26 protein-coding genes and 1 tRNA gene are annotated in these 25,911 nt (G+C 69.4%); 15 read left to right on the top strand and 12 right to left on the bottom strand.

Annotation, left to right across the window (positions count from 1 at the left end):
• Positions 1–15: 15 nt before the first annotated feature.
• From MRBLWS13_RS06575 to MRBLWS13_RS06565, 3 genes are all read right to left on the bottom strand, one after another.
• On the bottom strand, positions 16–675 hold the full coding sequence (locus MRBLWS13_RS06575; RefSeq protein ID WP_349428215.1) for a methionine ABC transporter permease: 660 nt from the start codon (positions 673–675) through the stop codon (positions 16–18).
• The gene (locus tag MRBLWS13_RS06570) at positions 668–1,705 is read right to left on the bottom strand and encodes an ATP-binding cassette domain-containing protein (RefSeq protein WP_349428214.1); all 1,038 of its coding nucleotides are present in this window, start codon (positions 1,703–1,705) and stop codon (positions 668–670) included. The genes MRBLWS13_RS06575 and MRBLWS13_RS06570 overlap by 8 nt, the downstream gene beginning before the upstream one ends.
• Positions 1,706–1,792: 87 nt before the next feature.
• Positions 1,793–2,695: a MetQ/NlpA family ABC transporter substrate-binding protein gene (locus MRBLWS13_RS06565; protein ID WP_349428213.1), complete on the bottom strand. Its 903-nt coding sequence runs from the start codon at positions 2,693–2,695 to the stop codon at positions 1,793–1,795.
• Positions 2,696–2,951: 256 nt separating this feature from the next.
• Between MRBLWS13_RS06565 and MRBLWS13_RS06560 the strand changes: the two genes are divergently transcribed.
• Positions 2,952–3,024 (top strand) — tRNA-Thr (locus MRBLWS13_RS06560).
• 58 nt (positions 3,025–3,082) lie between these two features.
• The gene (locus tag MRBLWS13_RS06555; protein ID WP_349428212.1) at positions 3,083–3,478 is read left to right on the top strand and encodes a hypothetical protein; all 396 of its coding nucleotides are present in this window, start codon (positions 3,083–3,085) and stop codon (positions 3,476–3,478) included.
• A gap of 25 nt (positions 3,479–3,503) precedes the next feature.
• On the opposite strand, the gene MRBLWS13_RS06550 is transcribed toward MRBLWS13_RS06555, so the two are convergent.
• Positions 3,504–4,457, bottom strand: a complete 954-nt coding sequence (locus tag MRBLWS13_RS06550; RefSeq protein WP_349428210.1) for an EamA family transporter — start codon at positions 4,455–4,457, stop codon at positions 3,504–3,506.
• An 89-nt stretch (positions 4,458–4,546) separates the two neighbouring features.
• Between MRBLWS13_RS06550 and MRBLWS13_RS06545 the strand changes: the two genes are divergently transcribed.
• The 6 genes from MRBLWS13_RS06545 (at position 4,547) to MRBLWS13_RS06520 (ending at position 9,861) form a co-directional block, all read left to right on the top strand.
• A complete protein-coding gene (locus MRBLWS13_RS06545; protein WP_349428209.1) occupies positions 4,547–6,883 on the top strand; it encodes an efflux RND transporter permease subunit in 2,337 nt (778 codons plus the stop codon).
• Positions 6,880–7,470 (top strand): isochorismatase family protein, encoded by a 591-nt coding sequence (locus MRBLWS13_RS06540; RefSeq protein WP_349428208.1) that lies wholly within the window; start codon positions 6,880–6,882, stop codon positions 7,468–7,470. The genes MRBLWS13_RS06545 and MRBLWS13_RS06540 overlap by 4 nt, the downstream gene beginning before the upstream one ends.
• Positions 7,471–7,479: 9 nt before the next feature.
• On the top strand, positions 7,480–8,133 hold the full coding sequence (locus MRBLWS13_RS06535) for a DNA alkylation repair protein (protein ID WP_349428207.1): 654 nt from the start codon (positions 7,480–7,482) through the stop codon (positions 8,131–8,133).
• Between the two features lie 27 nt (positions 8,134–8,160).
• Entirely contained in the window at positions 8,161–8,610 is a 450-nt protein-coding gene (locus MRBLWS13_RS06530) for a GNAT family N-acetyltransferase (protein ID WP_349428206.1), read from the top strand.
• Entirely contained in the window at positions 8,607–8,915 is a 309-nt protein-coding gene (locus MRBLWS13_RS06525) for a hypothetical protein (protein ID WP_349428205.1), read from the top strand. The genes MRBLWS13_RS06530 and MRBLWS13_RS06525 overlap by 4 nt, the downstream gene beginning before the upstream one ends.
• 478 nt (positions 8,916–9,393) lie before the next feature.
• Positions 9,394–9,861 carry a hypothetical protein gene (locus tag MRBLWS13_RS06520; protein ID WP_349428204.1) on the top strand — a complete coding sequence of 156 codons (468 nt, stop codon included), beginning with the start codon at positions 9,394–9,396 and terminating at the stop codon, positions 9,859–9,861.
• A 7-nt stretch (positions 9,862–9,868) separates the two neighbouring features.
• Here the strand turns inward: MRBLWS13_RS06520 and MRBLWS13_RS06515 are convergent, their stop codons facing one another.
• The gene (locus MRBLWS13_RS06515) at positions 9,869–11,290 is read right to left on the bottom strand and encodes a protein kinase (RefSeq protein ID WP_349428203.1); all 1,422 of its coding nucleotides are present in this window, start codon (positions 11,288–11,290) and stop codon (positions 9,869–9,871) included.
• 194 nt (positions 11,291–11,484) lie between these two features.
• On the bottom strand, positions 11,485–12,147 hold the full coding sequence (locus tag MRBLWS13_RS06510; protein WP_349428201.1) for a fasciclin domain-containing protein: 663 nt from the start codon (positions 12,145–12,147) through the stop codon (positions 11,485–11,487).
• A gap of 211 nt (positions 12,148–12,358) precedes the next feature.
• Here MRBLWS13_RS06510 and MRBLWS13_RS06505 point away from each other — a divergent pair, with 211 nt between their 5' ends.
• The 7 genes from MRBLWS13_RS06505 (at position 12,359) to MRBLWS13_RS06475 (ending at position 18,386) form a co-directional block, all read left to right on the top strand.
• Complete coding sequence (locus MRBLWS13_RS06505) at positions 12,359–14,086, top strand: cytochrome c biogenesis protein DipZ (RefSeq protein ID WP_349428200.1); 1,728 nt, start codon at positions 12,359–12,361, stop codon at positions 14,084–14,086.
• Between the two features lie 39 nt (positions 14,087–14,125).
• Positions 14,126–14,728 carry an ECF RNA polymerase sigma factor SigK gene (gene sigK / locus MRBLWS13_RS06500; protein WP_349428199.1) on the top strand — a complete coding sequence of 201 codons (603 nt, stop codon included), beginning with the start codon at positions 14,126–14,128 and terminating at the stop codon, positions 14,726–14,728.
• Positions 14,728–15,537 (top strand): anti-sigma factor, encoded by an 810-nt coding sequence (locus tag MRBLWS13_RS06495; protein ID WP_349429003.1) that lies wholly within the window; start codon positions 14,728–14,730, stop codon positions 15,535–15,537. The genes sigK and MRBLWS13_RS06495 overlap by 1 nt, the downstream gene beginning before the upstream one ends.
• A 48-nt stretch (positions 15,538–15,585) precedes the next feature.
• Positions 15,586–15,993 (top strand): helix-turn-helix transcriptional regulator, encoded by a 408-nt coding sequence (locus MRBLWS13_RS06490; RefSeq protein WP_349428198.1) that lies wholly within the window; start codon positions 15,586–15,588, stop codon positions 15,991–15,993.
• A 94-nt stretch (positions 15,994–16,087) separates the two neighbouring features.
• A complete protein-coding gene (locus tag MRBLWS13_RS06485) occupies positions 16,088–16,495 on the top strand; it encodes a VOC family protein (RefSeq protein WP_349428197.1) in 408 nt (135 codons plus the stop codon).
• A gap of 79 nt (positions 16,496–16,574) precedes the next feature.
• Positions 16,575–17,213 carry a DNA-directed RNA polymerase subunit beta gene (locus tag MRBLWS13_RS06480; RefSeq protein WP_349428196.1) on the top strand — a complete coding sequence of 213 codons (639 nt, stop codon included), beginning with the start codon at positions 16,575–16,577 and terminating at the stop codon, positions 17,211–17,213.
• Positions 17,214–17,498: 285 nt separating this feature from the next.
• Positions 17,499–18,386: an aminodeoxychorismate lyase gene (locus tag MRBLWS13_RS06475; protein WP_349428195.1), complete on the top strand. Its 888-nt coding sequence runs from the start codon at positions 17,499–17,501 to the stop codon at positions 18,384–18,386.
• A gap of 83 nt (positions 18,387–18,469) precedes the next feature.
• Here MRBLWS13_RS06475 and pstB read toward each other — a convergent pair whose 3' ends face one another.
• From pstB to MRBLWS13_RS06445, 6 genes are all read right to left on the bottom strand, one after another.
• Positions 18,470–19,249, bottom strand: coding sequence for a phosphate ABC transporter ATP-binding protein PstB (pstB, locus tag MRBLWS13_RS06470; protein ID WP_331912250.1), 780 nt, complete (start codon positions 19,247–19,249; stop codon positions 18,470–18,472).
• A gap of 33 nt (positions 19,250–19,282) precedes the next feature.
• Positions 19,283–20,389 carry a phosphate ABC transporter permease PstA gene (gene pstA, locus MRBLWS13_RS06465; RefSeq protein WP_349428194.1) on the bottom strand — a complete coding sequence of 369 codons (1,107 nt, stop codon included), beginning with the start codon at positions 20,387–20,389 and terminating at the stop codon, positions 19,283–19,285.
• Between the two features lies 1 nt (position 20,390).
• On the bottom strand, positions 20,391–21,335 hold the full coding sequence (gene pstC / locus MRBLWS13_RS06460; RefSeq protein ID WP_349428192.1) for a phosphate ABC transporter permease subunit PstC: 945 nt from the start codon (positions 21,333–21,335) through the stop codon (positions 20,391–20,393).
• A gap of 75 nt (positions 21,336–21,410) precedes the next feature.
• Positions 21,411–22,520, bottom strand: coding sequence for a phosphate ABC transporter substrate-binding protein PstS (pstS, locus tag MRBLWS13_RS06455; RefSeq protein WP_349428191.1), 1,110 nt, complete (start codon positions 22,518–22,520; stop codon positions 21,411–21,413).
• 239 nt (positions 22,521–22,759) lie between these two features.
• Positions 22,760–23,698, bottom strand: coding sequence for an NUDIX domain-containing protein (locus tag MRBLWS13_RS06450; RefSeq protein ID WP_349428190.1), 939 nt, complete (start codon positions 23,696–23,698; stop codon positions 22,760–22,762).
• Positions 23,695–25,857 (bottom strand): RNA degradosome polyphosphate kinase, encoded by a 2,163-nt coding sequence (locus MRBLWS13_RS06445; protein ID WP_349428189.1) that lies wholly within the window; start codon positions 25,855–25,857, stop codon positions 23,695–23,697. The genes MRBLWS13_RS06450 and MRBLWS13_RS06445 overlap by 4 nt, the downstream gene beginning before the upstream one ends.
• Positions 25,858–25,911 lie beyond the last annotated feature (54 nt).

Genomic DNA, 25,911 nt, shown 5'->3' with positions numbered 1-25,911 from the left:
GGACCGCCGAAGCGCTCAGCGCCGCAGCACCCGGCGGGCGAGAGCGTTGCCGATGAACTGCACGGCCTGCACTATCACGATGATGACGAGCACGGCCGCCCAGGTGACCCAGGGGTTGAACTGCTTGAAGCCGTAGACGATCGCGAACTCGCCGAGGCCGCCGGCCGCCACCGCGCCGGCGATGGCGGTCATATCGACCAGCGCCACGACGATGAACGTGTAGCCGAGGATCAGCGGGCCGAGCGCCTCGCGGGGGAGCAGGCGCAGGAGGATCCGCGAGCGGCTCGCGCCGGTGGCCCGGGCCGCCTCGACGACACCGGGGCGTACCGTGAGCAGGTTCTGCTCGACGATGCGGCTGATGGCGAACAGCGACGCGATGGTGATCGCGAAGATCCCGAACTCGGGGCCGATCCCGGGGATGCCGAGGCTGCGGGCGATCGGCTGCACCGCGGCGAGCAGGATCACGAACGGGATCGGCCGGAAGAAGTTGACGATCACGTTGATGGTCCCGAAGAGGAACCGGTTGGGGAAGAGGCTTCCGGGTCGCGTCGCGTACAGCGCCAAGCCGACGAACAAGCCGGCGATGCCGCCGAACACGAGGCTGAGCGACACCACGTACAGCGTCTCGGCCGTTGCGGCCCAGAGCTCGGGAAGCAGATCGACGAGCCTATCCACGGGCGTCCTCCTCGATGAGCGGCGCGAACGCCGAAGCGGCGTCGATCGCCTGCTGCACGGCATCCGGCTCTCCGGTCAGTGCCAGGGTGAGATGCCCGAACACACGGCCGGCGATGTCGTTGATTCCGCCGTGGATGAGTTCGAACCGCACACCGTGAGATGACAGAGCGGCGAACACGTCCGCCTGGGTGACGTCGCCCTCGCGCACCGTGAACGTCACGATCCGCCCGGGGTGTCGATCCCGGAGCGTCCGCAGCTGGTCGCCGGCGGGCACGTCCTCGATGATGCTCGCGACGAACCGGCGCGTCGCCGCGTGGCGGGGTGCCGACAGTACGTCGAAGACCGCTCCGCTCTCGATGATGCGCCCGTTCTCCATCACGACCACGCGGTCGGCGAGCGTGCGGATGACGTCCATCTCGTGGGTGATGACGAGGATCGTGACGCCGAGCTCCGCGTTGATGCGTGCGAGGAGGGCGAGCACCTCCTGGGTGGTGTCGGGATCGAGCGCGCTCGTCGCCTCATCGGCCAGCAGGATGCGCGGGCTCGTCGCGAGCGCCCGGGCGATGCCGACGCGCTGCTTCTGCCCGCCCGAGAGCTGCTCGGGATAGCTGCGCGCCTTGTCGGCCAGGCCGACGAAGCGCAGCAGGTCGTCCACGCGCGCTGCGATCTCGGCCCGCGAGCGGCCGGCGACCTCGAGGGGGTAGGCGACGTTCTTCGCCACCGTGCGCGAGTCGAAGAGATTGAACTGCTGGAAGATCATGCCGATGTCGCCGCGCAGTTCACGCAGTTCGCGCTCGCGAAGCCGGGTGATGTCGCGGCCGTCGATCTCGACGGTGCCGCTGGTCGGGGTCTCCAGTGCGTTCACCAAGCGCAGCACGGTGCTCTTGCCGGCGCCGGAGTAGCCGATGATGCCGCACACCTCGCCGGCCGCGACGTCGAGCGAGACGTCGTCGACGGCGACGATGGGCGGGGCGTCCTTGGCGGACGCCGGGAAGGTCTTGGTCACGCCGTTCAGGCGGATGAGGGTCATGGATGCTCCTCGGCGGAACGCGCGTGTGCGGCCCGGGCGAACGAGGCGCCGACGGGCCGCACAGGCGAGTGACGCGGTGTGGCGGTCTTACGAGTTGGCGCGGATGTCGTCCTCGACGTCGGTGAGCGACGTGAGGAGCTCGTCGACAGGCGTCTTGACGAGCACGGCGGTGCCGCCCGACGCCTCGACGACGCCATCGAGCACGTCCTGCGTGTTCTGGTAGATCTCCACGAGCTTGAGGTACGTCGGGTTGTCGGCGTCCTCGGCCTTGGCCGCGAAGATGTTGATGTACGGGAACGCGTTCGGGTCCGACGGGTCGTCGGTCGCGATCGCGTCCTCGGGCGTGAGGCCGGCGTCTGCGAGGAAGTCATTGTTCACGATCGACGCGGCGACGTCGGGCAGGGATGTCGCGGTGAACGCGGCGTCGAGCGCCTCGACCTTCACCGTCGACTCGGGGAGCACGTCGGCGACGGTGGAGAACACCGAGCCGCCGTCTGCCAGCTCGATGAGTCCGGCCGACTGCAGCACGAGAAGCCCGCGGGCCTGGTTCGACTCGTCGTTGGGCACGGCGACCGTGGAGCCCTCGGGGATGTCGTCGACCGACGCGTACTGCGACGAGTACAGGCCCAGCGGGTAGATCGCGGTGGCGCCGATCGGCTGCAGGTCGTCGTCGCTCTGCACGTTGTAGGTCGCGAGGTAGATGATGTGCTGGAACTGGTTGAGATCCAGCTCGTCGGCCGAGAGCGCGGGGTTCGGCTGCGTGTACTCGCTGAAGTTGACGAGCTCGACCTCGATGCCCTCGTCGGCGGCCGCCTCCTTGTAGGTCTCCCAGTACGGGTCGCCGGAGTCGACGACGCCGATGCGGACCACCTCGTCCTCGGCGGAGCCGCCGGCGGCGGCATCCGTCCCGTTTCCGGCGCAGCCGGCGAGGAGGAGGGCGAGCGGCAGCGCGAGCGCTGCGGTGGTGATGAGCTTCTTGGGCGTGGACATGTGCGTGCTCCTGTGGATCGAGGCCCGTGTCGGCGGGTGACCGCGTGCACGATCCACGGGACCGCGCACGCTTCGTCGCGGACCGCGTTCGAACCTATGTGGCGCCCGCCGCTCGCTCGAACCGGGCCGTAACACGTCGACACCCAGCGAGCGCCGATGCCGGGGGAGGAGGCCGAGCCGCAGGCGACCCGTCGTGTTCGCGAGCACTCGCGAGACCCTGTAAGATCGTTGCTTGTGCATCGCGCAAGCGAGGCGCGCCACCTTAGCTCAGTCGGCAGAGCGATTCACTCGTAATGAATAGGTCAAGGGTTCGATTCCCTTAGGTGGCTCAGAACCGGAACGGCCGCGAGCAGCGGCCGTTTTCCGTATGTGAAGGACGGTGGTGCGGTGTCCCAGGCGATCGACGCCCTCGCCGAGATCTTCTCGTGGATCGGGTTCGGCGTGGGCGCACTGCTCGCCGGGGTCGCGCTGATCATGTACCTGTTCGACGGCACATGGGTGCCGGCGCGAGCCGTCGTCGAGTCAACCGCCCATGGCCGTCTGGTCCGCTGGTTCGATGAGGACGGCGGCGTGGGGGAGGCGCACCTCACCCACGAGCAGGAGCACCACATCGGCGACGCCGACATGGCCGACATCTTCGTCCGGCGCGGATCCCTCAACCGTATGCGGTTGACGCAGGGCTCGCCGGCGGTGCGGGCCGTCGCGCTCCTTGCCGGCGGGATGCTCGCACTCGGCGTGGTCGCACTGGTGACCTCGCTCGTGATGCTCTTCGCCCGCGGCTGAGCGCTCGGGCGTCCCCGGCGGCCGCCTATGCGACGGCGAGCATGCCTCCGGCGGTGAGGGCCAGACCGAGGCCTACCCACTGGATCGCTGCGACGCGCTCTCGCAGGACGATCGCGGCCAGCAGGATCGTGCCGGCGGGGTACAGCGCTGTGAGCGCCGAGACCACCGCGAGGTCGCCGATGCGCAGCGCGACCAGCAGGAGCGCGTTGGCGGCGGCATCCGCGATCCCGCATGCGACGGCGAGCGTCCACGCCCGCCGTGCCGTCATCGTCATGCCTCCCGGCTCCGCCGCGTGCTCCAGATCGGCGTGTCCGCTCGGCATCGCCCCGAGCGGCGGACCTGCGACGGCGAGCACGGAGCGCGCCGGCGCGCCGCGGCGCATCGCCATGAGGGAGAGGATGCCGACCACCGCCATCGTGACGACGCTGCTCGTGGCGCGGCCGGTCACGAGGGGCACGAGGCCGCTGTCGGCGGAGGTCTGGTCGACGATGATGAGGAAGGCGCCGATCGCGAGTCCGGCGCCGACCGCCATTGCGAGTCCACGGGGGTTCGGCCGCACGATCTTCTCGCCCGGGATGAAGCCGACCAGGACGACGGCGACCAGGGCCACCGCCAGCCCGGCGTAGCCGATGGGCGCCATCGCATCGCCCTTAACGAGCAGACCCCACAGCATCGGGGCGATCGCCGAGACGACCGCGGTGAGCGGCGACAGGATGCTCATCGGTCCGATCGCGAGACAGGCGTACAGCAGGGCGATGGCGACGACGCCGACGATGCCGGCGAGGATGCCCCACCCGACGTCCGCGGCCGTCCATACGCCGCACACCAGCGGCTGCACGAGCGCGAGCGCGACGAGTCCGGACAGAGCCGCCACGGCGGTGACGACGATGGAGCGCAGCCGCCGCGCGGCCAGGCCGCCGAGGAAGTCGGCGGAGCCGTAGATGACGGCGCCGACGAGGGCGAGGGCGGCGGAGAGCATCGCGACCCAGCATAGGAGGCAGGCCGAGACCCTCGGGCGGCATCCGGACTCCGTTTCACGAAACGCAGTTCGCTAGATAAGCTAGCGATATGTCCTCGCCTCACCACGCGAACCGCCGCCCCTCCGGGTGGCTGCGCATCGGCATCCCCGCCCTGCTCGTGCTGATCTGGCTCGCGGCAGGATCTATCGGCGGACCCTACTTCGGCAAGGTCGACGAGGTGTCGACCAACGACCGGTCCAGCTTCCTGCCCGAGGGGGCCGACGCCACGCAGGTCAACGAGCGGCTGGCCGACTTCCTCGGCGAGGACAGCATCCCCGCGGTCGTGGTCGTCACCGGCGACGGCGAACTGTCGGAGGAGGACGTCGCCGACGTCCAGGCGCTGGCCGACGACATCGCCGGGATCGAGGGCGTGCAGGAGGATGTCTCGCCGCCGATCCTGTCGGAGGACGGCGAGGCGGTGCAGATCTTCGTCCCGATCGATGCCTCCGGCGAGGTGGGCGAGACGGTGGAGGCCCTCCGGACCCTCGTGGCCGACGAGCTTCCGGACGGCTTCGAGGCCTGGGTCACCGGGCCGGCCGGCTTCACGGCGGACCTCGTCGAGGGCTTCCTCGGCATCGACGGACTTCTGCTCGGCGTGGCGTTGATCGCGGTGTTCCTGATCCTCGTGATCGTCTACCGTTCGCCGCTGCTGCCGGTCCTCGTGCTCCTGACGTCGCTCTTCGCGCTCTGCGCGGCGCTGCTCACCGTGTGGTGGCTCGCCTTCGCCGGCATCGTCGTGCTCAACGGGCAGGTGCAGGGCATCCTCTTCATCCTCGTCATCGGCGCCGCGACGGACTACGCGCTGCTGTACGTCGCCCGATTCCGAGAATCCATCGCGTCCGGCGCGTCGAAATGGGACGCGACGCTCTCGGCGTGGCGCGGAGCGTTCGAGCCGATCCTCGCGTCCGGCGGCACCGTGATCGCGGGCCTGCTGTGTCTGCTGCTCTCGGACCTGGCGACCAACCGCGCCCTCGGACCGATTGCGTCCATCGGCATCGCGTTCTCCGTGCTCTCAGCGCTGACGTTCCTGCCGGCGCTCCTGGCGCTCTGCGGCCGCGCGGCCTTCTGGCCCTTCATCCCGAAGCAGCCGCTGGCCATGATCCCCGACGATCTGACGCAGCCGGTCAAGGGCGTCTGGCCGCGACAGGCGCGGTTCGTGGCGCGCAATGCCCGCGTCGTGTGGATCGCGTGCACGATCGTCCTGCTCGCCGGTGCGATCGGTATCACGCAGCTCAAGGCGGACGGCGTGCCCACGAGCGACCTCGTGCTCGGAGCGTCCGAGGCCCGCGACGGTCAGGAGGTGCTCGCCGAGCACTTCCCGGCGGGGTCGGGATCGCCGGCGTACGTGATCGTTCCCGAAGAGGACCTCGCCGGCACGGTCGAGGTGCTCGAGGCGTCGGACGGCATCGAATCGGTGGCCGTCGCCTCTGAGGACTCCCCGACCGGACAGGCCGCCGTCGAGGTCCAAGACGGCGAGCCGGTGCTCACGGCGGTCGACCCGCCCGGCACGCCTGCTCCCGAGGCGACCGTCGCCGACGGCGACGTCCTCGTCGTCGGGACGCTCACGGATGCCGCCGACTCGCTCGCCGCTGAGGACACCGTCCGGCAGCTCCGTGCGGATCTCGACGACACGCTCGGCGCGGGGACCGCGGTCGTCGGCGGCGAGACGGCGACCGACATCGACACCAACGACACGTCGACGCGCGACCGGACCGTCATCATCCCGGTCATCCTGCTGGTGATCCTGCTCATCCTCATGCTGCTGCTGCGGTCGATCCTGGCGCCGGTGCTGCTCATCGCGACGGTGATCCTGTCGTTCGCGACGGCGCTCGGTGTGAGCGCGCTCGTGTTCAACGAGGTGTTCGGGTTCCCCGGCGCCGATCCCGCGGTGCCGCTGTACGGGTTCGTGTTCCTGGTGGCGCTCGGTGTGGATTACAACATCTTCCTGATGTCGCGCGTGCGCGAGGAGTCCCTCGTGCACGGCACCAGGCCCGGCATCCTGAGGGGTCTGGTCGCGACCGGCGGCGTCATCACCTCGGCGGGTCTGGTGCTGGCAGCGACCTTCGCCGCTCTCGGCGTCATTCCGATCCTGTTCCTGGTGCAGCTCGCCTTCATCGTGGCCCTCGGCGTGCTGCTCGACACCTTCGTCGTGCGATCTCTTCTCGTGCCGGCGCTGTCGTATGACATCGGCCTGGCGATCTGGTGGCCGTCGAAGCTGGCGAGACGCGACGGGACGGCATCGGCCGGGCGCGACCCCGGCTCTTCCGAGGGCTCTCCCGCTGAGCCGGTCGACCAGCCCCTGCCCGCGGAGACGGAGGCCGCGCTCGTCGCAGACGACGGACACCCCCTCACTCGAGAGGAGTACAGGCGTACGCTCGAATCATGACTAAGGCGCTGTTCATCGTCGATGTCCAGAACGACTTCACCGAGGGCGGTGCGCTCGGCGTGGAGGGCGGGGATGCCGTCGCGCAGCGCATCACGGAGTATCTGGTCACGCACGCCGAGGAGTACGCCGTGATCGTCGCCTCGCGCGACTGGCATCACGGCGAGGGCGACAACGGCGGGCACTTCAGCGCAGAGCCCGACTTCGTCGACACGTGGCCGGTGCACTGCGTGGGCGGCACCGAGGGCGCGGAGTACGACGCCGGCCTCGACACCTCGGCGGTGACGCACCACGTCAAGAAGGGCCAGGGCGCGCCGGCCTACTCGCTGTTCGAGGGCACCACCGACGACGGTGCCACCGTGGCGCACCTGCTCGAAGAGCACGGGGTGGTGGATGTCGACGTCGCGGGCATCGCGACGGACTACTGCGTGCGCGCCTCCGCCCTCGACGCCATCGAGCACGGGCGGCACGTGCGGATCCTCACCGACCTCGTCGCCGGCGTCGCGCCGGAATCGAGTGACGCCGCACTGGCCGAGCTCGCCCACGCCGGAGCCGAGCTGAGCCACTCCGGTCTCTCCGGCGGTGACTGAGCCCCAGGCATGCCACCGACGGCCGAGGGCGTCCGCGCGGCGCTCGAGGCCGCGGCATCCGCTGAGGAGCGGGCCAAGACCCAGCGGCGCATGGCAGATGCGCGCACCGAGGTGATCGGCGCGCGCATGGGCACTGTCTTCGGCATCGCGAAGACGAATGCACGGATGCCGCTGGCCGAGGTCGACCGGCTCCTCGACGCGGATGCCTACGAGATGCGGATGGTGGCGGTCTCGATCCTCGACTTCCAGGCGCGCACGAAGGACGCCGACCGCGCCGCGCTGTACGAGCTCTGGATGCGGCGGATGGACCGCATCGACACCTGGGACTTCATCGACCGCGGGGCTCCCCGTGTCCTGGGCGGGTACCTGCTCGACCGGCCGCGGGAGGTGCTGTTCGACCTCGCGCGATCCGACGACTGGCTGCGGCGTCGTACGGCGATCACGGCGGCGTTCTGGATCATCCGCGCGCACGACCTCGACGACCCTCTCGCGCTTTGCGAGATCCTCGCGAACGACCCGGAGCACCTGGTGCAGACGAACGTCGGCGTGGCGCTGCGCGAGATCGGGCGGGTCGATCGTGCGCGCCTGGAGGAATTCCTCGCGCGTCGCAGCGCCGATCTCAGCGCGCACGCGCGACGCACGGCGCGCACCGCACTCACCTGACGCCCGCGACCCGCTAGCGTCTGTCCTGTGACCGACATCCGCCCGCTCGCCACCGGCGACCACGACGCATGGCTGCCGCTCTGGCGCGGCTACCTGGAGTTCTACGAGTCCGAGCTCTCCGACGAGCAGACCGAGCTGACATGGAACCGCCTCCTCGATCCGCAGTTCCCGATCCACGGCGCGATCGCAATCGACGGCCGGGGCCGGGCGGTCGGACTCGTCCACTGGCTGACGCATGCGGCCACGTGGTCCGCGACACCGTACGTCTACCTCGAAGACCTCTTCGTCGCCCCCGATACCCGCGGCACGGGTGCGGGTCGAGCACTCATCGACCACGTGACCGAGTGGGCGCACACGCACGATGCGGCGAAGGTCTACTGGCTCACGCATGAGACGAACGGGACGGCCCGCACGCTCTACGACCGGGTGGCGAGCCACACCGGGTTCGTGCACTACGAGATCGGACTGAACCGATGATGACGACCGACGCCGCGCCCGCCGAGCGCTCCACCGGCGACATGGTCGCCACACTGCTGCTGATCGGGTTCTCGGTCGGCGCCGCGGTGGTGTTGTTCTTCGTCTCGCTCGCCTGGGCCATCGGCAGCTATGACAACACGCTCGCCATCGTGCTGGGCGGCTACATGCCGCTTGCTCTCGCGGTCATCGGGGGAGTTGCAGGCATCATCGCGCTCTCGCGCAAACACACGGCGTTCTGGTATCCGCTGATCGCGCTCGTGCTGAGCATCGTGGTGTGGCTCATCGCCGCCGCGATCGCCCGCTGAAGGGGAGGCGGCGCGTAGCGCTGCGGCTCGATCGGTTGTGGTGCCCCCACAGGGGCTCGAACCCTGGACCCACGGATTAACCTGCTGCACTGAGTTTCCCCAGCCACCGTCTCCGGCTTGCAGTCTGGACTATATCTTCACCTTCGGCCGGACCGGTCAGGTGCGCCGCGTGTAGTCTCTGAGGTTCCCTTGCGGTTACCTGCTGATTGCCCAATCCCTCGGATTTTCACTGCCAGGTGTCGTTCAGACACTTGGCGAGTACCTCGGGCTCTCAGGGTGTTCCAGCATATAGCGGCGGTCATCCAGCGCATTTCGGCGCTGGCGCTCCATTTTGTTGTATTGAAGTCCGTTGCTCTAACCAACTGAGCTATAGGGGCGCCTCCACCCTAGCAAGGCGACGCGGGTGGTCGGAGCGTCGGAGCCCGCATCTACGCTGTGGGTTCCCACCTCTGGAGGCGTTGGGGAAGGAGACGGGAGCGTGATGAGCAAGCACTGCGGCGCATGCGGGCGCGCAAAGCCGCTCACCGAGTTCAACCGCAAGGCGTCCCGCCCCGACGGTCTCCAGGAGGTATGCCGTGAGTGCAACCGGCAGTCGTCGCGCGACTACTACGCGCGCAATCGTGAACGTCATGTGCGGGTCATCGTCGAACGCACCGCGAAGCGCCGCGCCGAGGCGAAGGCGTTCCTCGCGACCTACCTGCGCGACCACCCGTGTGCGGATTGCGGTGTGACTGACCTCCGCGTCCTCGACTTCGACCACAGGCCGGGCGCTCACAAGCGCAAGGACGTCATGGCGATGGTCAAGGAGGGGTTCAGCATCGCCAAGCTGTCGGAGGAGATCGCCAAGTGCGACGTGAGGTGCCGCAACTGTCACGCGATCGTGACGCTCGAGCGCGGCGGCGACAACTGGCGATCACGAGCGATGCGCGATATCGCTTCGCGCTGAACGCGGCTCAGCCCCGCCCGTTCCCGTTCCCGCGCCCGCTGTTGCCGTTTCCGTTTCCGTTGCCGTTGTTGTTCCCCGGGCCGCTGTTGTCGTTGACGTCGCCTCCGCCGCCGGTGTCTACCGGCGGCACGTCCTCGGCCGGGAGCTGCTCAGCGGGCACGTTCGCCGGCGCATCCTCGACCGGAGCCTCCTGGGTGGGCACCGCCGGAGCCAGCTGCTCCGCGGGGGGAGTGGATGCGGGGTCCGGTTCTGGGGACCAGCTGTTCGCCAGCAGCAGCGACCCGAGCGCTAGTCCGAGCACCAGCAGCGCCGCGATGACAGCACCGATCACCAGGACTCGACGGGAGGGTCGGCGCTGCTCGTCCGGAACGGATGGGACGACCACGGCCGCGCTATCCGTCACTGCCGAAGCTCCCGAGGCGAGGGCGGCCATGCGCGCATCGCGGCGGAGCGCGCCGCGCTCGACCAGGCCTGGGGGATGAGCCACGAGCGCCGGCCCGGGGAAGACCTGGGTAGGGCCGGTGACGGGCGACGCGACAGGCACCGTCGCGGGGTCGGCCCTTTCACGGGCGATGGTGTTCTCCATCGCCGCCAGGCGGGAAGCCGCCGTCACGACCTCGAGCGCGGTGGGTCGGTCGTCCGGGCGGATCGCCGTCATGCCGCGCAGCAGGCCCTGCCACGACGGGTGGAGCGACTCCGGGATCTCGGGCGCCGACGACAGACGTGCCACAACGGTTCCGATGCCTTCCGCATCGCCGAACGGGCGTTCGCCGGTCAGCGCCTCGATCAGCAGGAGACCGAACGCGTAGATGTCGGCGGCCGGCGCCGGCGGCACACCTCGCGCCTGCTCCGGAGCGACGTACGCCATCGTGCCGACGATCACTCCGGGGGTCGTGACGCGCGCCGTGTCCATCAAGTAGGCGATGCCGAAGTCCGCGAGCTTCGCCCGCCACTCCCATCCCGGCCGCGGAGATGACCACAGGAGCACGTTCGAGGGCTTGATGTCGCGATGCACGACCCCGTGCTCGTGCGCGACGTGCAGGCCCTCCGCGATGTCGATCGCGATCGATGCGACGATCCGCGGATCGACAGACCCGCGCGCGATGAGATCGCGCAGGGTGATGCCGTCGACGTGCTCCATGACCAGGTAGCTGGTCTCACCCGTGCCCACGCGAGCATCGAACACGGTGACCAGGGAATGGTGACTCAGAGAGGCGAGGAGCGTCGTCTCCGACAGCGCACGCTCGACGGAGTCGATGCCGTCGGTGGGCTCTCGGAACACCTTCACCGCCACTGAGCGCTGGAGATGGGTGTCTTCGGCGCGATAGACGCGCGCCATTCCACCCTCGCCGATCCGCTCATGCAGGACGTAGCGATCGTCCAAGATCTCGCCGGTGGACAACTCCGCCGACTCGCGCAGGTCTGTCACGTCTCCTCCCACCCGGTGTCCGCACCCCTCCGGCACAACCCCAGGCCGAGGATAAGGCTAGACAGCACAACTGATCAGGCCCACACCCTTGACTCTCCCGCGACCGCGTGCATGTGGACACCACGAGACCGCCGGCGACCTCGCTTCGCCGGCGGCCTCGTGCCCCCCTGCATGCCGGCCGAAGCCGGCGTCGGTCACTGTGCCGGAGGCATCAGGACCGAGTCGATGAGATACACGGTGGCGTTGGCCGTCTGCACGCCGCCGCAGATCACGTTCGCGTCGTTGACCATCCAGGCGTCGCCGCTGCCGGTCACCTCGAGATCGGCGCCCTGCACGGTGGTGTGCATGCCGGCGATGTCGGCGGGCTCGATCCGGCCAGGCACCACGTGGTAGGTGAGGATCGATGTCAGCGTCGCGGTGTCGGTCTTTAGCGACTCGATCGTGGCGGGGTCGAGCGCCGCGAACGCTTCGTCGACCGGCGCGAAGACCGTGAACTCGTCACCGTTGAGAGTGTCGACGAGGTCCACCTCAGGGTTCAGCTGGCCGCTCACGGCAGCGGTGAGGGTCGTCAGCATCGGATTGTTGGATGCCGCCACCGCGACCGGGTCCGCCGACATGCCCTCGATCGAGCCGGCGCCGTCCGGCACGGCCTCGGCGTAGGCGGCGCAGCCCGGGCCGACGAGGTCTGCGGCGGGGTCGGCCGCCATCGGCGCCTCGCTCGATTCCATGGCGGGTGCGGACGGTTCGGTGGAAGGTTCGGCGGCCGAGCCGCCCATCGAACAGGCGGACAGCGCGAAGGTCGCGGCGACGGCGAGAGCGAGCCCGGCCGACAGACGCTTCCTGGTGATGCGAGACATGTCTTCCTCCTCCATGCGGTCGTGCGACCGCGGTCTGGTGGCCCCCGGTGCGGGGAGCGTGCCGCAGGAGCGGCTACACGGACTGTTCGGAGGGCTCGCCGGAACGGATTGGAAGAATCGGATGCCGATCCCCAGCACGCCCGCATCACACGCGTCCGACCAATCCGAACCGGACTCCGGAGCGAACAACCCGCAACACCTAGGGGGACGTATGGAGCTCGTCATCATCGGTCTGCTCGGCGGACTCATCACGGGGATCTCGCCGTGCATCCTGCCGGTGCTGCCGGTCATCTTCCTGACCGGGGGCGCGCAGTCCGCCCGGCTCGACGACGCGGCAGGCGGCGCGGCGCCCGTGTCGCGATGGCGGCCCTATCTCGTGATCGCGGGTCTCATCACGAGCTTCACCCTCGTGACGCTGCTCGGCTCGCTCGTGCTCGGAGCCCTCGGGCTTCCCCAGGACGTGCTGCGCTGGGCGGGTATCGCCGTGCTCGTGCTCATCGGTATCGGGCTGCTCGTGCCGCGATTCGAGCAGCTGCTCGAGAAGCCTTTCCAGAAGCTCGCGCGTCGCTCGGAGGTGCAGAACCGGGGAAGCGGGTACGGCGTGGGGCTCGCATTGGGAACCGTCTTCGTGCCGTGCGCGGGACCGGTGCTCGCGGCGATCATCGTCGCCGGATCCACGGGACGCATCGACGCCGGCACGGTCGTGCTGACGGTCTCGTTCGCGGTGGGGGTCGCCATCCCGCTCCTGTTCTTCGCACTGGCGGGCCGTGGGCTCGTCGAGCGCATCCGCGCGTTCCGCAAGCGCGAGCGCGGCCTGCGCGTCGCCGCGGGCGTCGCGATGCTCGCCCTCGCCGTGGGCCTCGTCTTCAACGTGCCGCAGGCGCTGCAGCGCCTCGTGCCCGACTACACCGCAGGCGTCCAGCGGGAGCTCACCGACAATTCCGACGCCCGGCGGGCGCTCGACCTCGGCGGTCTCGTCACCGACGAGAACCGCGAGCTCGACCAGTGCACGAACGGCGCGTCCGAGCTCGAGTCGTGCGGTACGGCGCCGAGCATCCGCGGCATCGGGGCGTGGCTGAACACGCCGGGCGGCGCCGCGCTCGACCTCAAAGACCTTCGCGGCCAGGTCGTCCTGATCGACTTCTGGGCGTACTCCTGCATCAACTGCCAGCGCAGCATCCCGCACGTCGTCGCGTGGGACCAGGCGTACCGCGACGCGGGGCTGCAGGTGATCGGCATCCACTCTCCCGAGTACGCGTTCGAGAAGGATGCCGGCAACGTCGTCGCCGGCGCGCGCGACTTCGGCATCACCTACCCGGTGGCCCTCGACAACAGCCTGTCGACGTGGACGAACTACCGGAACCGCTATTGGCCCGCGCACTATCTGATCGACGCGGACGGAACGGTCCGGCACATCGCGCTCGGCGAGGGCAACTACGCCGCGACCGAGAAGCTCATCCGCGAGCTGCTGGAGGATGCCGATCCCGATGTGACGCTGCCCGATCCGACCGACGTCGCCGATCACACTCCGGACGCCGGCACCCGCACGCGCGAGACGTTCCTCGGGTCGGCGAAGGACGTCAACTACGGCGGTGAGCCCGCGTATCGGGCGGGCGAAGCCGAGTACCGGCTGCCCGACGACCAGCCGGCCGATTCGTTCGCCCTGGACGGCGCGTGGCGGGTCGAGACGCAGTACGCGGCTCCGTCGGGGACCGCGGGCGGCGGCATCCGTCTGCAGTTCCATGCCGAGGAGGTGCGCATGGTGCTCGCCGGCGAGGGGGAGGTGCGCGTGCGCCTGGACGATGGCCGCGAGCAGACCCTGGCCGTGTCGGGGACGCCGCGTTCGTATGCCGTGGCGGAGACCGACGATGCGGCCGCGCACGTGCTCGACGTGCGCGTCTCGCCGGGAGTCGACGTCTACTCGTTCACGTTCGGCTGACACCGGGTGCGATCAGGTCGCGGGGAGGTGACGTAGGGCATGCTGGTGGACATGGTGATCGACGGGATCGACGTGCCGGAGGACGGCACGGAGCCGGTCGACCGCATCGGAGAGCTGCTGCTGCGGGTGGCTGCCGGCGATCAGGCGGCCTTCGCGCGCGTCTACGACCTGCTCTCGCCGCGCGTCTTCGGTCTGATCCTGCGGGTGCTCGTTGACCGGGCGCAGAGCGAGGAGGTGCTGCAGGAGGTCTTCCTCGAGGTGTGGCAATCCGCGTCGCGGTTCGCTCCGAACAGAGGTCAGGGGAGAACGTGGGTGCTCACGATCGCGCACCGCCGGGCTGTGGACCGTGTGCGGGCCTCGCAGTCGAGCACGGATCGCGACGTGCGCGCGGGATTCCGCGACCTCGGGGTAGCCCATGACGAGGTGGCGGAACAGGTCGAGCTGCGCATCGAGGGGGAGAGGGTGGCGACCGCGCTGTCGGCACTGCCGGACGCCCAGAAGGAAGCGCTGACCCTCGCGTATTACGGGGGCTACAGTCAGAGCGAGATCGCGGCCCTGGTGGGAGCGCCGCTGGGGACGATCAAGACGAGGATGCGGGACGGTCTGTCCCGCCTGAGAGCAGAGATGGGGGTGACCGCGTGATGAACGAGGAGGAGTTCGCCGAGCTCGCCGCAGGTGCTGCGCTGAACGCGCTGTCGCCCGCCGACCGCGAGGCGTTCGAGGCTGCGCGCCGCCGGCACCCCGAGTGGGAGGAGCGAGTGGACGCGGATGCCGCGACCGCCGCCGCCCTCGCCGACACCGTCGCCGATGCCGTGCCCCCGCTGACGCTGCGGTCCACGCTGCTGTCGCGGGTCGCCGCGACCCCTCAGCTGCCTGCCATGGACGCGTCCGCCGCCGCGGTCGCCGAACCGGTCGCCGCGTGGTCCGAGAGCAGCGATCGGCCGGCCTCTGAGCCGCCGCCCGCCACCGCGGTCATCCAGGCCGTCTCCCGGCGTCGCTGGACCCGCGGCATCGTCGCGCTCGCCGCATCGTTGGTGCTGCTCGTCGCGCTGGGGCTCGGCGCGGCCATGATCAACGACTACCTGAACCGGCCGGCCGAGGTCGTCGCGCTACAGCAGATCGAGGATGCCCCCGACGCGCAGTCGGCCACGGTCGAGGTCACCGACGGCGGCACCGCGACCGCGCACTGGTCGGAATCGCTCGGCACGGTCGTGCTCGTCTCGCAAGGGCTCCCGCAGATCGCCGACGACGAGAGCTTCGAGCTGTGGTTCGTACGCGACGGAGGTGCTGTCTCGGCGGGCACTTTCGACTCCGCTGAGGGCGAGGCGACGGCACTGCTCGACGGTGCGCTGGAGCCGGGCGATGTCATCGCGGTGACGATCGAGCCGCAGGGCGGGTCGCCCACCGGCGAGCCGTCGACGGTTCCGATCGTCACGATCCCGACGGCGTGAACCGCGATCCGAAGCGCGCGCAGTCGTCATCCCGGTAGCGTGAAGTCCGTGGTTTCCGCTCCGCAGACGACCCAGACGCTCGCACACCTGCGCCGCGCCCGCGACCTCATCGACCGCGACTACGCCCAGCCGCTCGACGTGCCGACGATGGCGACCCGGGCCCTGATGTCGCCCGCGCACTTCTCCCGGGAGTTCAAGGCCGCCTACGGCGAGACGCCGTACGCGTACCTCATGACGCGGCGCATCGAGCGGGCGATGGCGCTGCTCCGCGAGGGTGTCTCGGTGACGGATGCCTGCACCGCCGTCGGTGCGACATCGCTCGGCTCGTTCAGCTCGACGTTCTCCGAGATCGTGGGGGAGACCCCGAGCTCATACCGCTCGCGCCCGCACGATGCCGCCGAGGCCATGCCGCTGTGCGTCGCGAAGATCCTCACGCGGCCGACCCGGTACGTCTGACGCGGAGCGGCTCGGCGCAGTGCCCGGCTCGCCGCTCGTGAACCGAGCAGGATCGGAGAAGCGCGGGTTCGCGAGGGATCGTAGCGTGGCATGCATGACGAACATCGCCCTGGCATACAGCCCCATCACCGTCGACGACGTCGACGCCGCCATCCCCTTCTACCGCGACGGTCTCGGCCTCGAGGTCGTCAACGACGTCTCGTACGACGGTCACCGCTGGGTGAGCTTCGGCTTCCCGGGCCAGCCCGGCCTCTCGCTCGTGGTGTCGGATCCGTCCGCGGGCCGTTCGCCCGACGACGGCGAGGCGCTCCAGCGTCTGATCGTGAAGGGGTCCGGCCCCGGACCCTACGTCTTCACGACCAGCGACCTCGACGCGACGTTCGAGAAGCTGCGCGCCTTCGGCGCGGAGGTGCTCCAGGAGCCCAAGGAGCAGGGGTGGGGTCCGCGCGACTGCGCCTTCCGCGACCTCGCCGGCAACCACATCCGCATCAACCAGGTCTGAGCGCCGGGTCATGTGCCTCCCCTGGGCGGCCGCGATGCCGCGCGAGCCGGTTCTCGTGGCGGCGAGTAGCCTGGACCGAATGAGCGATTCGTCCAGGGAGTTCCACAAGCCCGTCCGGCGCCCGGCCGAGGTCTTCGACCGGGCGTTCGCAGCCGAGGACCCGGCTGAGGTCTCGCGCGTCGCGCACACCACCGCGCACGCCTTGCTCGCCAGGGTCCGCGCCGACCCGGACGGCGGCGTCGTCGACCGGCTCGTCTCGTTCACCGACGAGAACGGCATCGACGACCTCGCCGAGCTGTGGTCGCGTTCGCCTGCGAAGACGCTGCCCGGCGCGCTGTGGCGGCTGTACCTCGTGCAGCTCATGATCCACGACGACCCGCGCACGGCCGCGCTCCTGTACGAGCGCGGCCGTGCCGAGCTCGCCTCCGTCGACGACGTCGTGGCCGGCGCGCCATCGCCCGCCGGTCCCGACGAGCTCGTCGCCCTGGTCGACACCATCCTGCGCGGGCTTTTCGAGGGCGACTTCGCGGTGGCCCTCGACCGCGCCGCGGCGTTCTGCCGCGTCCAGGCATCGGGCGCGACACACCTCGCAGACGACTACGAGACGACCGAACCCGAGCGCGCGTCGGCGTTCACCACGCGGGCGCTGCGCCTCTCGGACTATGGCGCCGACCTGTCGGCCTGCGCAGCCCTCTGGCGCCGCGACGCCCTGACCTGAGATCCGCTGGCGCTTCGCTCACAGCCCTGGCGGTGAGACTGCAGCCGGCTGCCGAGACTGCGGGTGAAACCCACGGTCTCGGCGGTCAGTTGAGGTCTCACGGAGCACGGCGCGAAGGAAGCGCCCGGACGGATGCCGGGTACGAAAGTGCCGGGCCGCAGAACGCCTCTCGGCGCGGCGCCGCTCGTAGCGGCAAAAGTTGGAGCCCGGGGTTACTGCGGCCCGGCCGATCCAGTGTAACCGAGACGAGGGGCCGGGCATTCCCGAGCACTTAGGCTCGGGGACATGGCATTGCTCTTCGCGCTCGTCATCGACCCCGCGGCATCCGATGATCCTCGGTCCGATTTCGCCGGCACGTTCCGGGTCATCAACCCGTCGGCGCCGGCCCTGAGCGTCGGCGAGCTGAGCACGCAGCGCGGCGACGGCATCTTCGAGTCGATCGGGGTCGTCGACGGCCACGCGCAGGAGACACAGGCCCACCTCGAGCGGCTCGCACACTCCGCGCGCATCTGCGACCTGGCCGCTCCGCACCTCGAGCAGTGGCGCCAGGCCGTCGACGCCGCCGCGCAGCACGCGCCTCGCCAGGGCGAGGGCGTCATCAAGCTCATCCTGAGCCGCGGCGTCGAGCACGGCCCCGCACCGACGGCGTGGGTGACGGTGGCTGCCGCCGCCGACAACACCGCCGTGCGCGAGCACGGCATCAGGGTCGTCACGCTCGATCGCGGCTACGGCATCGACACCCCTGCGAAGGCGCCGTGGCTGCTGCTCGGCGCGAAGACCCTGTCGTACGCGGTCAACATGGCTGCGATCCGCGAGGCCAAGCGCCGAGGGGCCGACGACGCCGTCTTCGTCACCTCGGACGGCTTCGTGCTCGAGGCGCCCACCGCCTCTCTCATCCTGCGCATCGACGGCCGCTTCGTCACGCCCGCGCCGAACGGCGGCATCCTCCACGGCACGACGCAGCTGAGCCTCTTCGCCCACCTCGAGGAGGAGGGGCACGAGACCGGTTACGCCACGCTGCCGACGAGCGCGCTGACGGACGCGGATGCCGCGTGGCTGGTGTCGAGCGTGCGACTGGCGGCGCCCATCACAGCCATCGACGGCGCGGCGGTGCCGGTGGATGCCGAGGTCACGGCATCCTTCAACCGCTACCTGCTGAGCCCGCGCGACTGAGCCCGACCGACTGATCCCGCACGACTGAGCCGACGACGAAGCCCCCGCCGATCGGCGAGGGCTTCGGGCAGCGATCGGGCGGTTCAGCCGAATCGACCGGAGACGTAGTCCTCGGTCGCCTGCACCGACGGAGTCGTGAAGATCGAGCGCGTGTCGTTGTACTCGATGAGCTTGCCGGGCTTGCCGGTGCCCGCGATGTTGAAGAACGCCGTCTTGTCGCTCACCCGTGACGCCTGCTGCATGTTGTGCGTCACGATGACGACCGTGTAGTCGTTCTTGAGTTCGCCGATCAGCTCCTCGATCGCGTAGGTCGAGATCGGGTCGAGGGCGGAGCATGGCTCGTCCATGAGGATCACCTCGGGCGAGACCGCGATGGCGCGCGCGATGCACAGACGCTGCTGCTGGCCGCCAGACAGGCCCGATCCGGGCTTGTCGAGGCGGTCCTTGACCTCGTTCCACAGGTTCGCGCCACGCAGCGACTTCTCGACGAGAGCATCCGAGTCGGACTTCGACATCTTCTTGTTGTTGAGCTTGACCCCCGCCAGCACGTTCTCCTTGATCGACATCGTGGGGAACGGGTTGGGGCGCTGGAAGACCATGCCGACCTGACGGCGCACGAGCACCGGGTCGACGTTCGCGCCGTAGAGGTTGTTTCCGTCCAGGAGCACCTCGCCCTCCACACGCGCGCCGGGGATCACTTCGTGCATGCGGTTGAGCGTGCGCAGGAACGTCGACTTGCCGCAGCCCGACGGGCCGATGAAGGCGGTGACGCTGCGCGGCTCGATGCCGAGGGAGACGCCTTCGACGGCCTTGAAGTCGCCGTAGTAGACGTTGAGGTCGTTGACTTCGATGCTCTTGGACATGGTTCCTGTCAGTGCTTTCGGGTGGAGGCTGCTTCAGCGGCCCAGCTTGGGGGAGAACACCTTCGCGACGAGGCGCGCGATGAGGTTGAGGAGCATCACGATGACGATGAGGACGAGAGCGCACGCCCACGCGCGGTCGATGTAGGCCTGGGCGGGGATGCCCTGGTTCATGTACTGCGAGTAGGCCATGACCGGCAGCGTCATCATGCGGCCCTCGAAGAGGTTGTAGTTCATCGACGTCGCGACGCCCGCCGTGAGAAGCAGCGGAGCGGTCTCGCCGATCACGCGGGAGATCGAGAGCATGACGCCCGTGGTGATGCCGGCGAGCGAGGTCGGCAGGACGATCTTCGCGATCGTGCGCCACTTGGGCACGCCGAGCGCGTACGACGCTTCGCGGAGCTCGTTGGGCACGAGGCGCAGCATCTCCTCCGTCGAACGCACGACCACCGGGATCATCAGCACCGCCAGTGCGACCGAGCCCATGATGCCCATGCGGATGCCGGGCCCGAGGAACAGCGCGAACAGGGCGTACGCGAACAGACCGGCGACGATCGACGGGATGCCGGTCATGACGTCCACGAGGAACGTGATGCCGCGGCTCAGGCGTCCGCCCTGCCCGTACTCGACGAGGTAGATGGCGGTGAAGATGCCGATCGGGATCGAGATCACGGCGGCTGCGAACGTGATGAGGACGGTGCCGACGATCGCGTGGAGCGCGCCGCCGCCTTCGCCCACGACGTTGCGCATCGAGGAGGTGAAGAACTCGGCCGAGATGCCGGCGACGCCGTTGACGACGACCGTGATCGCCACCGAGACCAGCGGGACCATGGCGATGAGGAATGCGATCGTCACGACGCCGGTCACAAGGCGATCCATGCCCTTGCGGCGGCCCTCGACGAGGGACGACGTCGTCGTGATCAGCGCGAGGTACACCAGCGCCGCCACGACCGCCCAGCCGGCGACGTTGAAGCCGTCTCCGGAGCCCATCGCGACGATCGCGAAGAGGATGGCGCTGATGACGAGGCTGCCGACGAGGATGGCCCATGGCGCCCAGGAGGGGAGGTGGCCGCTGGTCAGCCGCGGGGTCTCGCGCACGGGCGCCGACTGCGGAGCCCGGGGTGGAGCGGTCGTCACGGTCATGTCAGTTCGCTCCCGAGAATTCCTTGCGGCGGCTGACGATCCATCGGGCGATGGCGTTGACCGCGAAGGTGACGATGAAGAGGATGAGGCCGGTGGCGATGAGGACGTTGATGTTGACGCCGTACGCCTCGGGGAAGGTCAGGGCGATGTTGGCGGGGATCGTGCCGGGGTTCTCGGCCGTGAACAGCTGGAAGGTCACCACGTTCGCGACGGAGAGCACCATGGCGACCGCCATCGTCTCGCCGAGCGCGCGGCCGAGGCCCAGCATCGAGGCCGAGACGATGCCGCTGCGGCCGAACGGGAAGACGGCCATCTTGATCATCTCCCACCGCGTGGCGCCGAGCGCCAGGGCCGCCTCCTCATGCAGGACCGGGGTCTGCAGGAAGATCTCGCGGCAGATGGCGGTGATGATCGGGACGACCATCACCGCGAGGACGATCGCGGCGGTGAAGATGGTGCGGCCGGTGCTGGAGACGGTGCCCGAGAAGAGCGGGAACCATCCCATGTTGGCGTTGAGCCATGCGTAGATCGGCTGGACGGCGGGGGCGAGCACGAGGATGCCCCACAGGCCGAAGACCACCGACGGAACGGCGGCGAGCAGGTCGACGATGTAGCCGAGCCCCTGCGCGAGTCGACGCGGTGCATAGTGCGAGATGAAGAGGGCGACCGAGACTGCCAGAGGGACGGCCATCAGAAGGGCCAGGAAGGAGGCCCACACGGTGCCGAAGGCGAGCGGCCAGACGTACTCCCAGAAGTTCCCCGCAAGGATGCTGGCGGTCTCCGACGTGGCGGTCAGACCGGGCACGGACTGGATGAGGAGGAAGATGGCGACCGCGGCCAGCGTGACGAGGATCATCACGCCGGCGCCGAGCGCGGTTCCCGAGAACCAGCGGTCGCCCGGCCGCTGCTTGACCTTGCCCGAGGCGGGGGCGGTCGTCGTGGTCATGGTGTCCTTCTGGATTCGGGTTCTCTCAGGGTGATACCCGGCCCGATCGCGAGGACCGGGCCGGGTATCGGGGTCTTACGGGGTGACGATCAGGTCGATCGCGGCGTTGACCTGCTCACGCAGGGAGTCCGAGATCGGCGCGCTGCCGGCGGCGGCAGCAGCGGCATCCTGGCCCTCAGCGCTGGCCACGTACTGCAGGTAGCCCTTGACGATCGGCGCCGCGGCCGCGTCGGCGTACTCCTGGCACGCGATCATGTAGCTCACGAGCACGATCGGGTAGACGCCCGCGACGTCGGAGGTGCGGTTCAGCTCGATGGCGAGATCGCCCTCGCCGCGGCCCTCCTCGAACGGCGACTCGTCGACGATGGCGGCAGCCGCCTCCGGCGAGTACTCGACGAACTCGTCGCCGACCTTCACCGCAGCGGTCGAGAGGCCCTCCTCAGCGGCACGCGACGCGTCGGCGTAGCCGATGGTGCCGTTGCCGCCCGCGACGGCGGAGACGACACCCGAGGTGCCCTGGGCGGCCTCACCGCTGGACAGCGGCCACACGCCGTCGGCCTCGTTCGTCCACACGTCGCCGGCCGCCTGGTAGAGGTAGTCGGTGAAGTTCTCGGTGGTGCCCGAGTCGTCGGCGCGGTGCACCGGCGTCACGGCCAGGTCGGGGAAGGTCACGTCGGGGTTGAGAGCGGCGATCGCCGGGTCGTTCCAGTTCGTGATCGTGCCGGCGAACAGGCCGGCCATCGTCGCCGCGTCGAGGTTGAGCGAGTCGACGCCCTCGACGTTGAAGATGACGGCGATCGGCGAGATGTACGTCGGCAGCTCGATGATGCCCGACTCCTCGACGCAGCCGTCGAACGGACCGGCCTCGACCTCTTCGATCGTGAACGCGCGGTCGGAGCCCGCGAACGGGAAGGCTCCCGCCTGGAACGACTCGCGGCCGGCGCCGGAACCCGACGGGTCGTACGTGATCGTCACGTCGGGGTTGGCGGTCTGGAAGCCGGCGGTCCACGCCTGGACGGCGACCTCCTGAGCCGAGGAGCCGCCGCCGGCGATCTCGCCGGAGAGGTTCGACTCGGGTGCGTCGGTGGTCTCGCCCGAGGGGGTCTCGTTGGAGGCGCAGCCTGCGAGGGCGAGGGCCGCGATTGCGGCGACAGCGCCCACCTGGGCGATGCGAGAGATCTTCACTGTGTGAATCCTTCACGTGTCAGGGAAAGAGGCCCGGGAAGGCCTTCGGGTTCGAACCCGGTGCGGGGTTCGTTCTGAAACGTAGGCTCGGACTCTTAAGAGAGTGCGCTGCGCGGGTGAACGGAAGGTGAACGGGATGCCGACATCCATGCGCCGGCATCGAGGTCGCACGGCGTCCCGCCGCGGGATTCCGCGGCATCCGGTGGCTGCTGTTCACTCACCCGGCTGAGGCGCGCGGATCAGACCTTCGGGATGTGGGTCTCGATGGCGACGATGCCCGAGCCGGGATTGTCCACCGACATGTGCACGACCGAGAACGCTGCCGGCTCGAGCGCCGACGCGCTGCCGAGGTACGACCCGCGCAGTGTGCCCGTCGCGAGTGCGAGCTCACTGAGGATGTCGGGCAGCACCGGCCCATGGCTGCACAGCACGGAGGGCTTGCGGGCGCGGACGCGTTCGCCGACGACGGTGCGCGCGTCGGAGGTGCCTTCCTCCCACGCGTCCTGGCCGATCATCCTGGTGGTGTCGATCTTGCGACCGAGAGCGGCCGACAGCGGCGCAACCGTCTTGACGCAGCGCACCGCCGGGCTCGACACGATCTTGCGGACGCCGAACGCGACCAGCGGGCCGACGATCGAGTTCGCCTGCTTGCGGCCGCGCGCCGCGAGCGGACGCGCGGCATCGCTGCCGTCCCACTCCTCGCGGGCGACCGCCTTGGCGTGCCGCAGCGCGACGATGGGGAAGGTGCGCAGCACGCCCTCGTCGATCAGCCGGACGAAGTACTCCAGGATCTCGGCGTCGACGGGATAACTGAGCCGGCGGAGGGCCTTCTTCGGCGAGACCCACTCGATCGCGGCGATCTCCTTGTTCGGGACGAACGCGGAGGTGCGGATCGCCGTCTCCGTCGCCTCCGCCGCCCAGTAGTGCACGATCTTGGTGCGCTTGCTGGGCAGTCGGTAGCGAGACACGCCGACGGGCACGCCGAGAGCGACACGGATGCCCGTCTCTTCGTGGATCTCGCGGACCGCGGTCTCGGCGAGCATCTCGCCGGGGTCGACCTTGCCCTTGGGCAGCGTCACATCGCGATACTTCGTGCGGTGGATCAGGAGCACGCGCAGCTTGCCGTCGACGACACGCCAGACGACGCCCCCGGCCGCGTAGACGGCCGTCTCGGTCATCGCACCGCCCGTGCCCGCCGGCGGCGCTGCACGTTGATCATGGTCCGGTCCTGGAGGTCCAGGAGCAGCTTGCCGTCCTCGCCGACGTTGTGGCGCACCCATTCGCCGTCGGGTCCCAGATGCCACGAGCTGGTGGTGTCGCTCATGGACAGCGTGAAGAGGTCGTTGAGCTCCTTGACGTGGGCGGGCATCGACACGCGCACGAGCGCCTCGACCCGGCGGTCGAGGTTGCGGTGCATCATGTCGGCGCTGCCGATGTACACCACCGGGTCGCCGTCGTTGTGGAACGCGAAGATGCGCGAGTGCTCCAGGTAGCGACCGAGAATGGAGCGGACCGTGATGTTCTCGCTCATGCCCACCACGCCCGGTTTCAGCGAGCAGATGCCCCGCACCCACACCTCGACCTTCACGCCGGCCTGGCTGGCCCGGTAGAGCGCGTCGATGATCTGCTCGTCGACCATGGAGTTGACCTTGATGCGCACACTCGCGGGCTTGCCGGCGAGGGCATTGCGGCGCTCCTTGTCGATGAGGCGCAGCAGGCCCTTGCGCAGGTGGAGAGGCGCGACCAGGAGGCGCTTGAACTTCTTCTCGATCGCGTAGCCGCTCAGCTCGTTGAACAGGCGGGTGAGGTCGCGGCCCACGACGTCGTCAGCCGTGAACAGGCCGAAGTCCTCATAGACGCGGCTGGTCTTCGGGTTGTAGTTGCCGGTGCCGACATGGCTGTAGCTGCGCAGCACGCCGTTCTCCTCGCGGATCACGAGCGCCAGCTTGCAGTGGGTCTTCAGGCCCACCAGGCCGTATACGACGTGGACGCCCGCCTTCTCGAGCTTGCGCGCCCAGACGATGTTGTTCGCCTCGTCGAAGCGTGCCTTGATCTCCACGAGCGCCAGGACCTGCTTGCCGGCCTCGGCGGCGTCGATGAGCGCCTCAACGATGGGGCTGTCACCCGACGTGCGGTAGAGGGTCTGCTTGATGGCGAGGACGTGGGGGTCCTTCGCCGCCTGCTCGAGGAAGGCCTGCACGCTGGTCGCGAAGGACTCGTAGGGGTGGTGCACGAGCACGTCGCCCTTGCGGATCGATGCGAAGATGTCGGGCCGCTCGTTGTTGTCGCCGGGCTGGAAGGCGACCGCGGTCGTCGGCAGATGCGGCGTGAAGCGCAGGTCCGGGCGATCGATGCGCAGATCGAACAGGCCGCGCAGGTCGAGTGGACCGGGGAGGCGGTAGACCTCCTGCTCGGTGACGTCGAGCTCCTTGACGAGGAGGTCGAGCGTCACGTCGTCCATGTCGTCCGTGATCTCGAGCCGGATCGGCGGGCCGAAGCGGCGCCGCAGCAGCTCCGCCTCGAGCGCCTGGATGAGGTTCTCGGTCTCGTCCTCCTCGATCGCGACGTCCTCGTTGCGTGTGAGGCGGAACGCGTGGTGGTCCAGCACCTCCATGCCCGGGAACAGATCGTCGAGGTGGTTGGAGATGAGGTCTTCGAGCGGCAGGTAGCGCACCGTGCCCGCGGCGGCGGGCAGCTCGACGAACCGGGGGAGCATCGGCGGCACCTTCAGACGCGCGAACTCCTGACGACCGGTGCGGGCGCTGCGGATGCGGATCGCGAGGTTCAGCGACAGCCCGGAGATGTAGGGGAACGGGTGTGCGGGGTCGACCGCGAGTGGCATCAGGACGGGGAAGACCTGCGCCTGGAAGTAGTCGTAGAGCCGTGCGCGTTCGTCCTCGTCGAGGGTGTCGTACGAGACGATCTGGATGCCGGCGTCGGCGAGCGCCGGTTTGACGAGCGACGTCCACGCCTCGGCGTGACGCAGCTGCAGGCGGCGCACCTCCGCCGAGATGTCGGCGAGGACGTCCGCGGGGGAGCGGCCGATGTTCGTCGGGAGCGCCAGACCGGTGACGATGCGGCGCTTGAGGCCCGCGACGCGCACCATGAAGAACTCGTCGAGGTTGTTCGCGAAGATCGCCAGGAAGTTCGCCCGCTCCAGCGTGGGCAGGTTCGGATCCTCGGCGAGTTCGAGCACGCGCTGGTTGAAGGCGAGCCAGCTGAGCTCGCGGTCCAGGTAGCGATGGTCGGGAAGCTGCGAGTCGAAGACCTCCGAGAGGTCGAAGTCGTCGTCGTCCGCATCGCCCAGGCCGGCGTCGAGCACCTCGGGTTCGATCATCCCCTCATCATTGCAGGGTCACGTGACGAGAGTGTGAACGGGGTGACGGATGCC

Origin of the sequence: Microbacterium sp. LWS13-1.2 (assembly GCF_040144835.1) — a bacterium.
Classification (GTDB): domain Bacteria; phylum Actinomycetota; class Actinomycetes; order Actinomycetales; family Microbacteriaceae; genus Microbacterium.
This window is presented reverse-complemented; position numbering and strand designations above follow the sequence as displayed.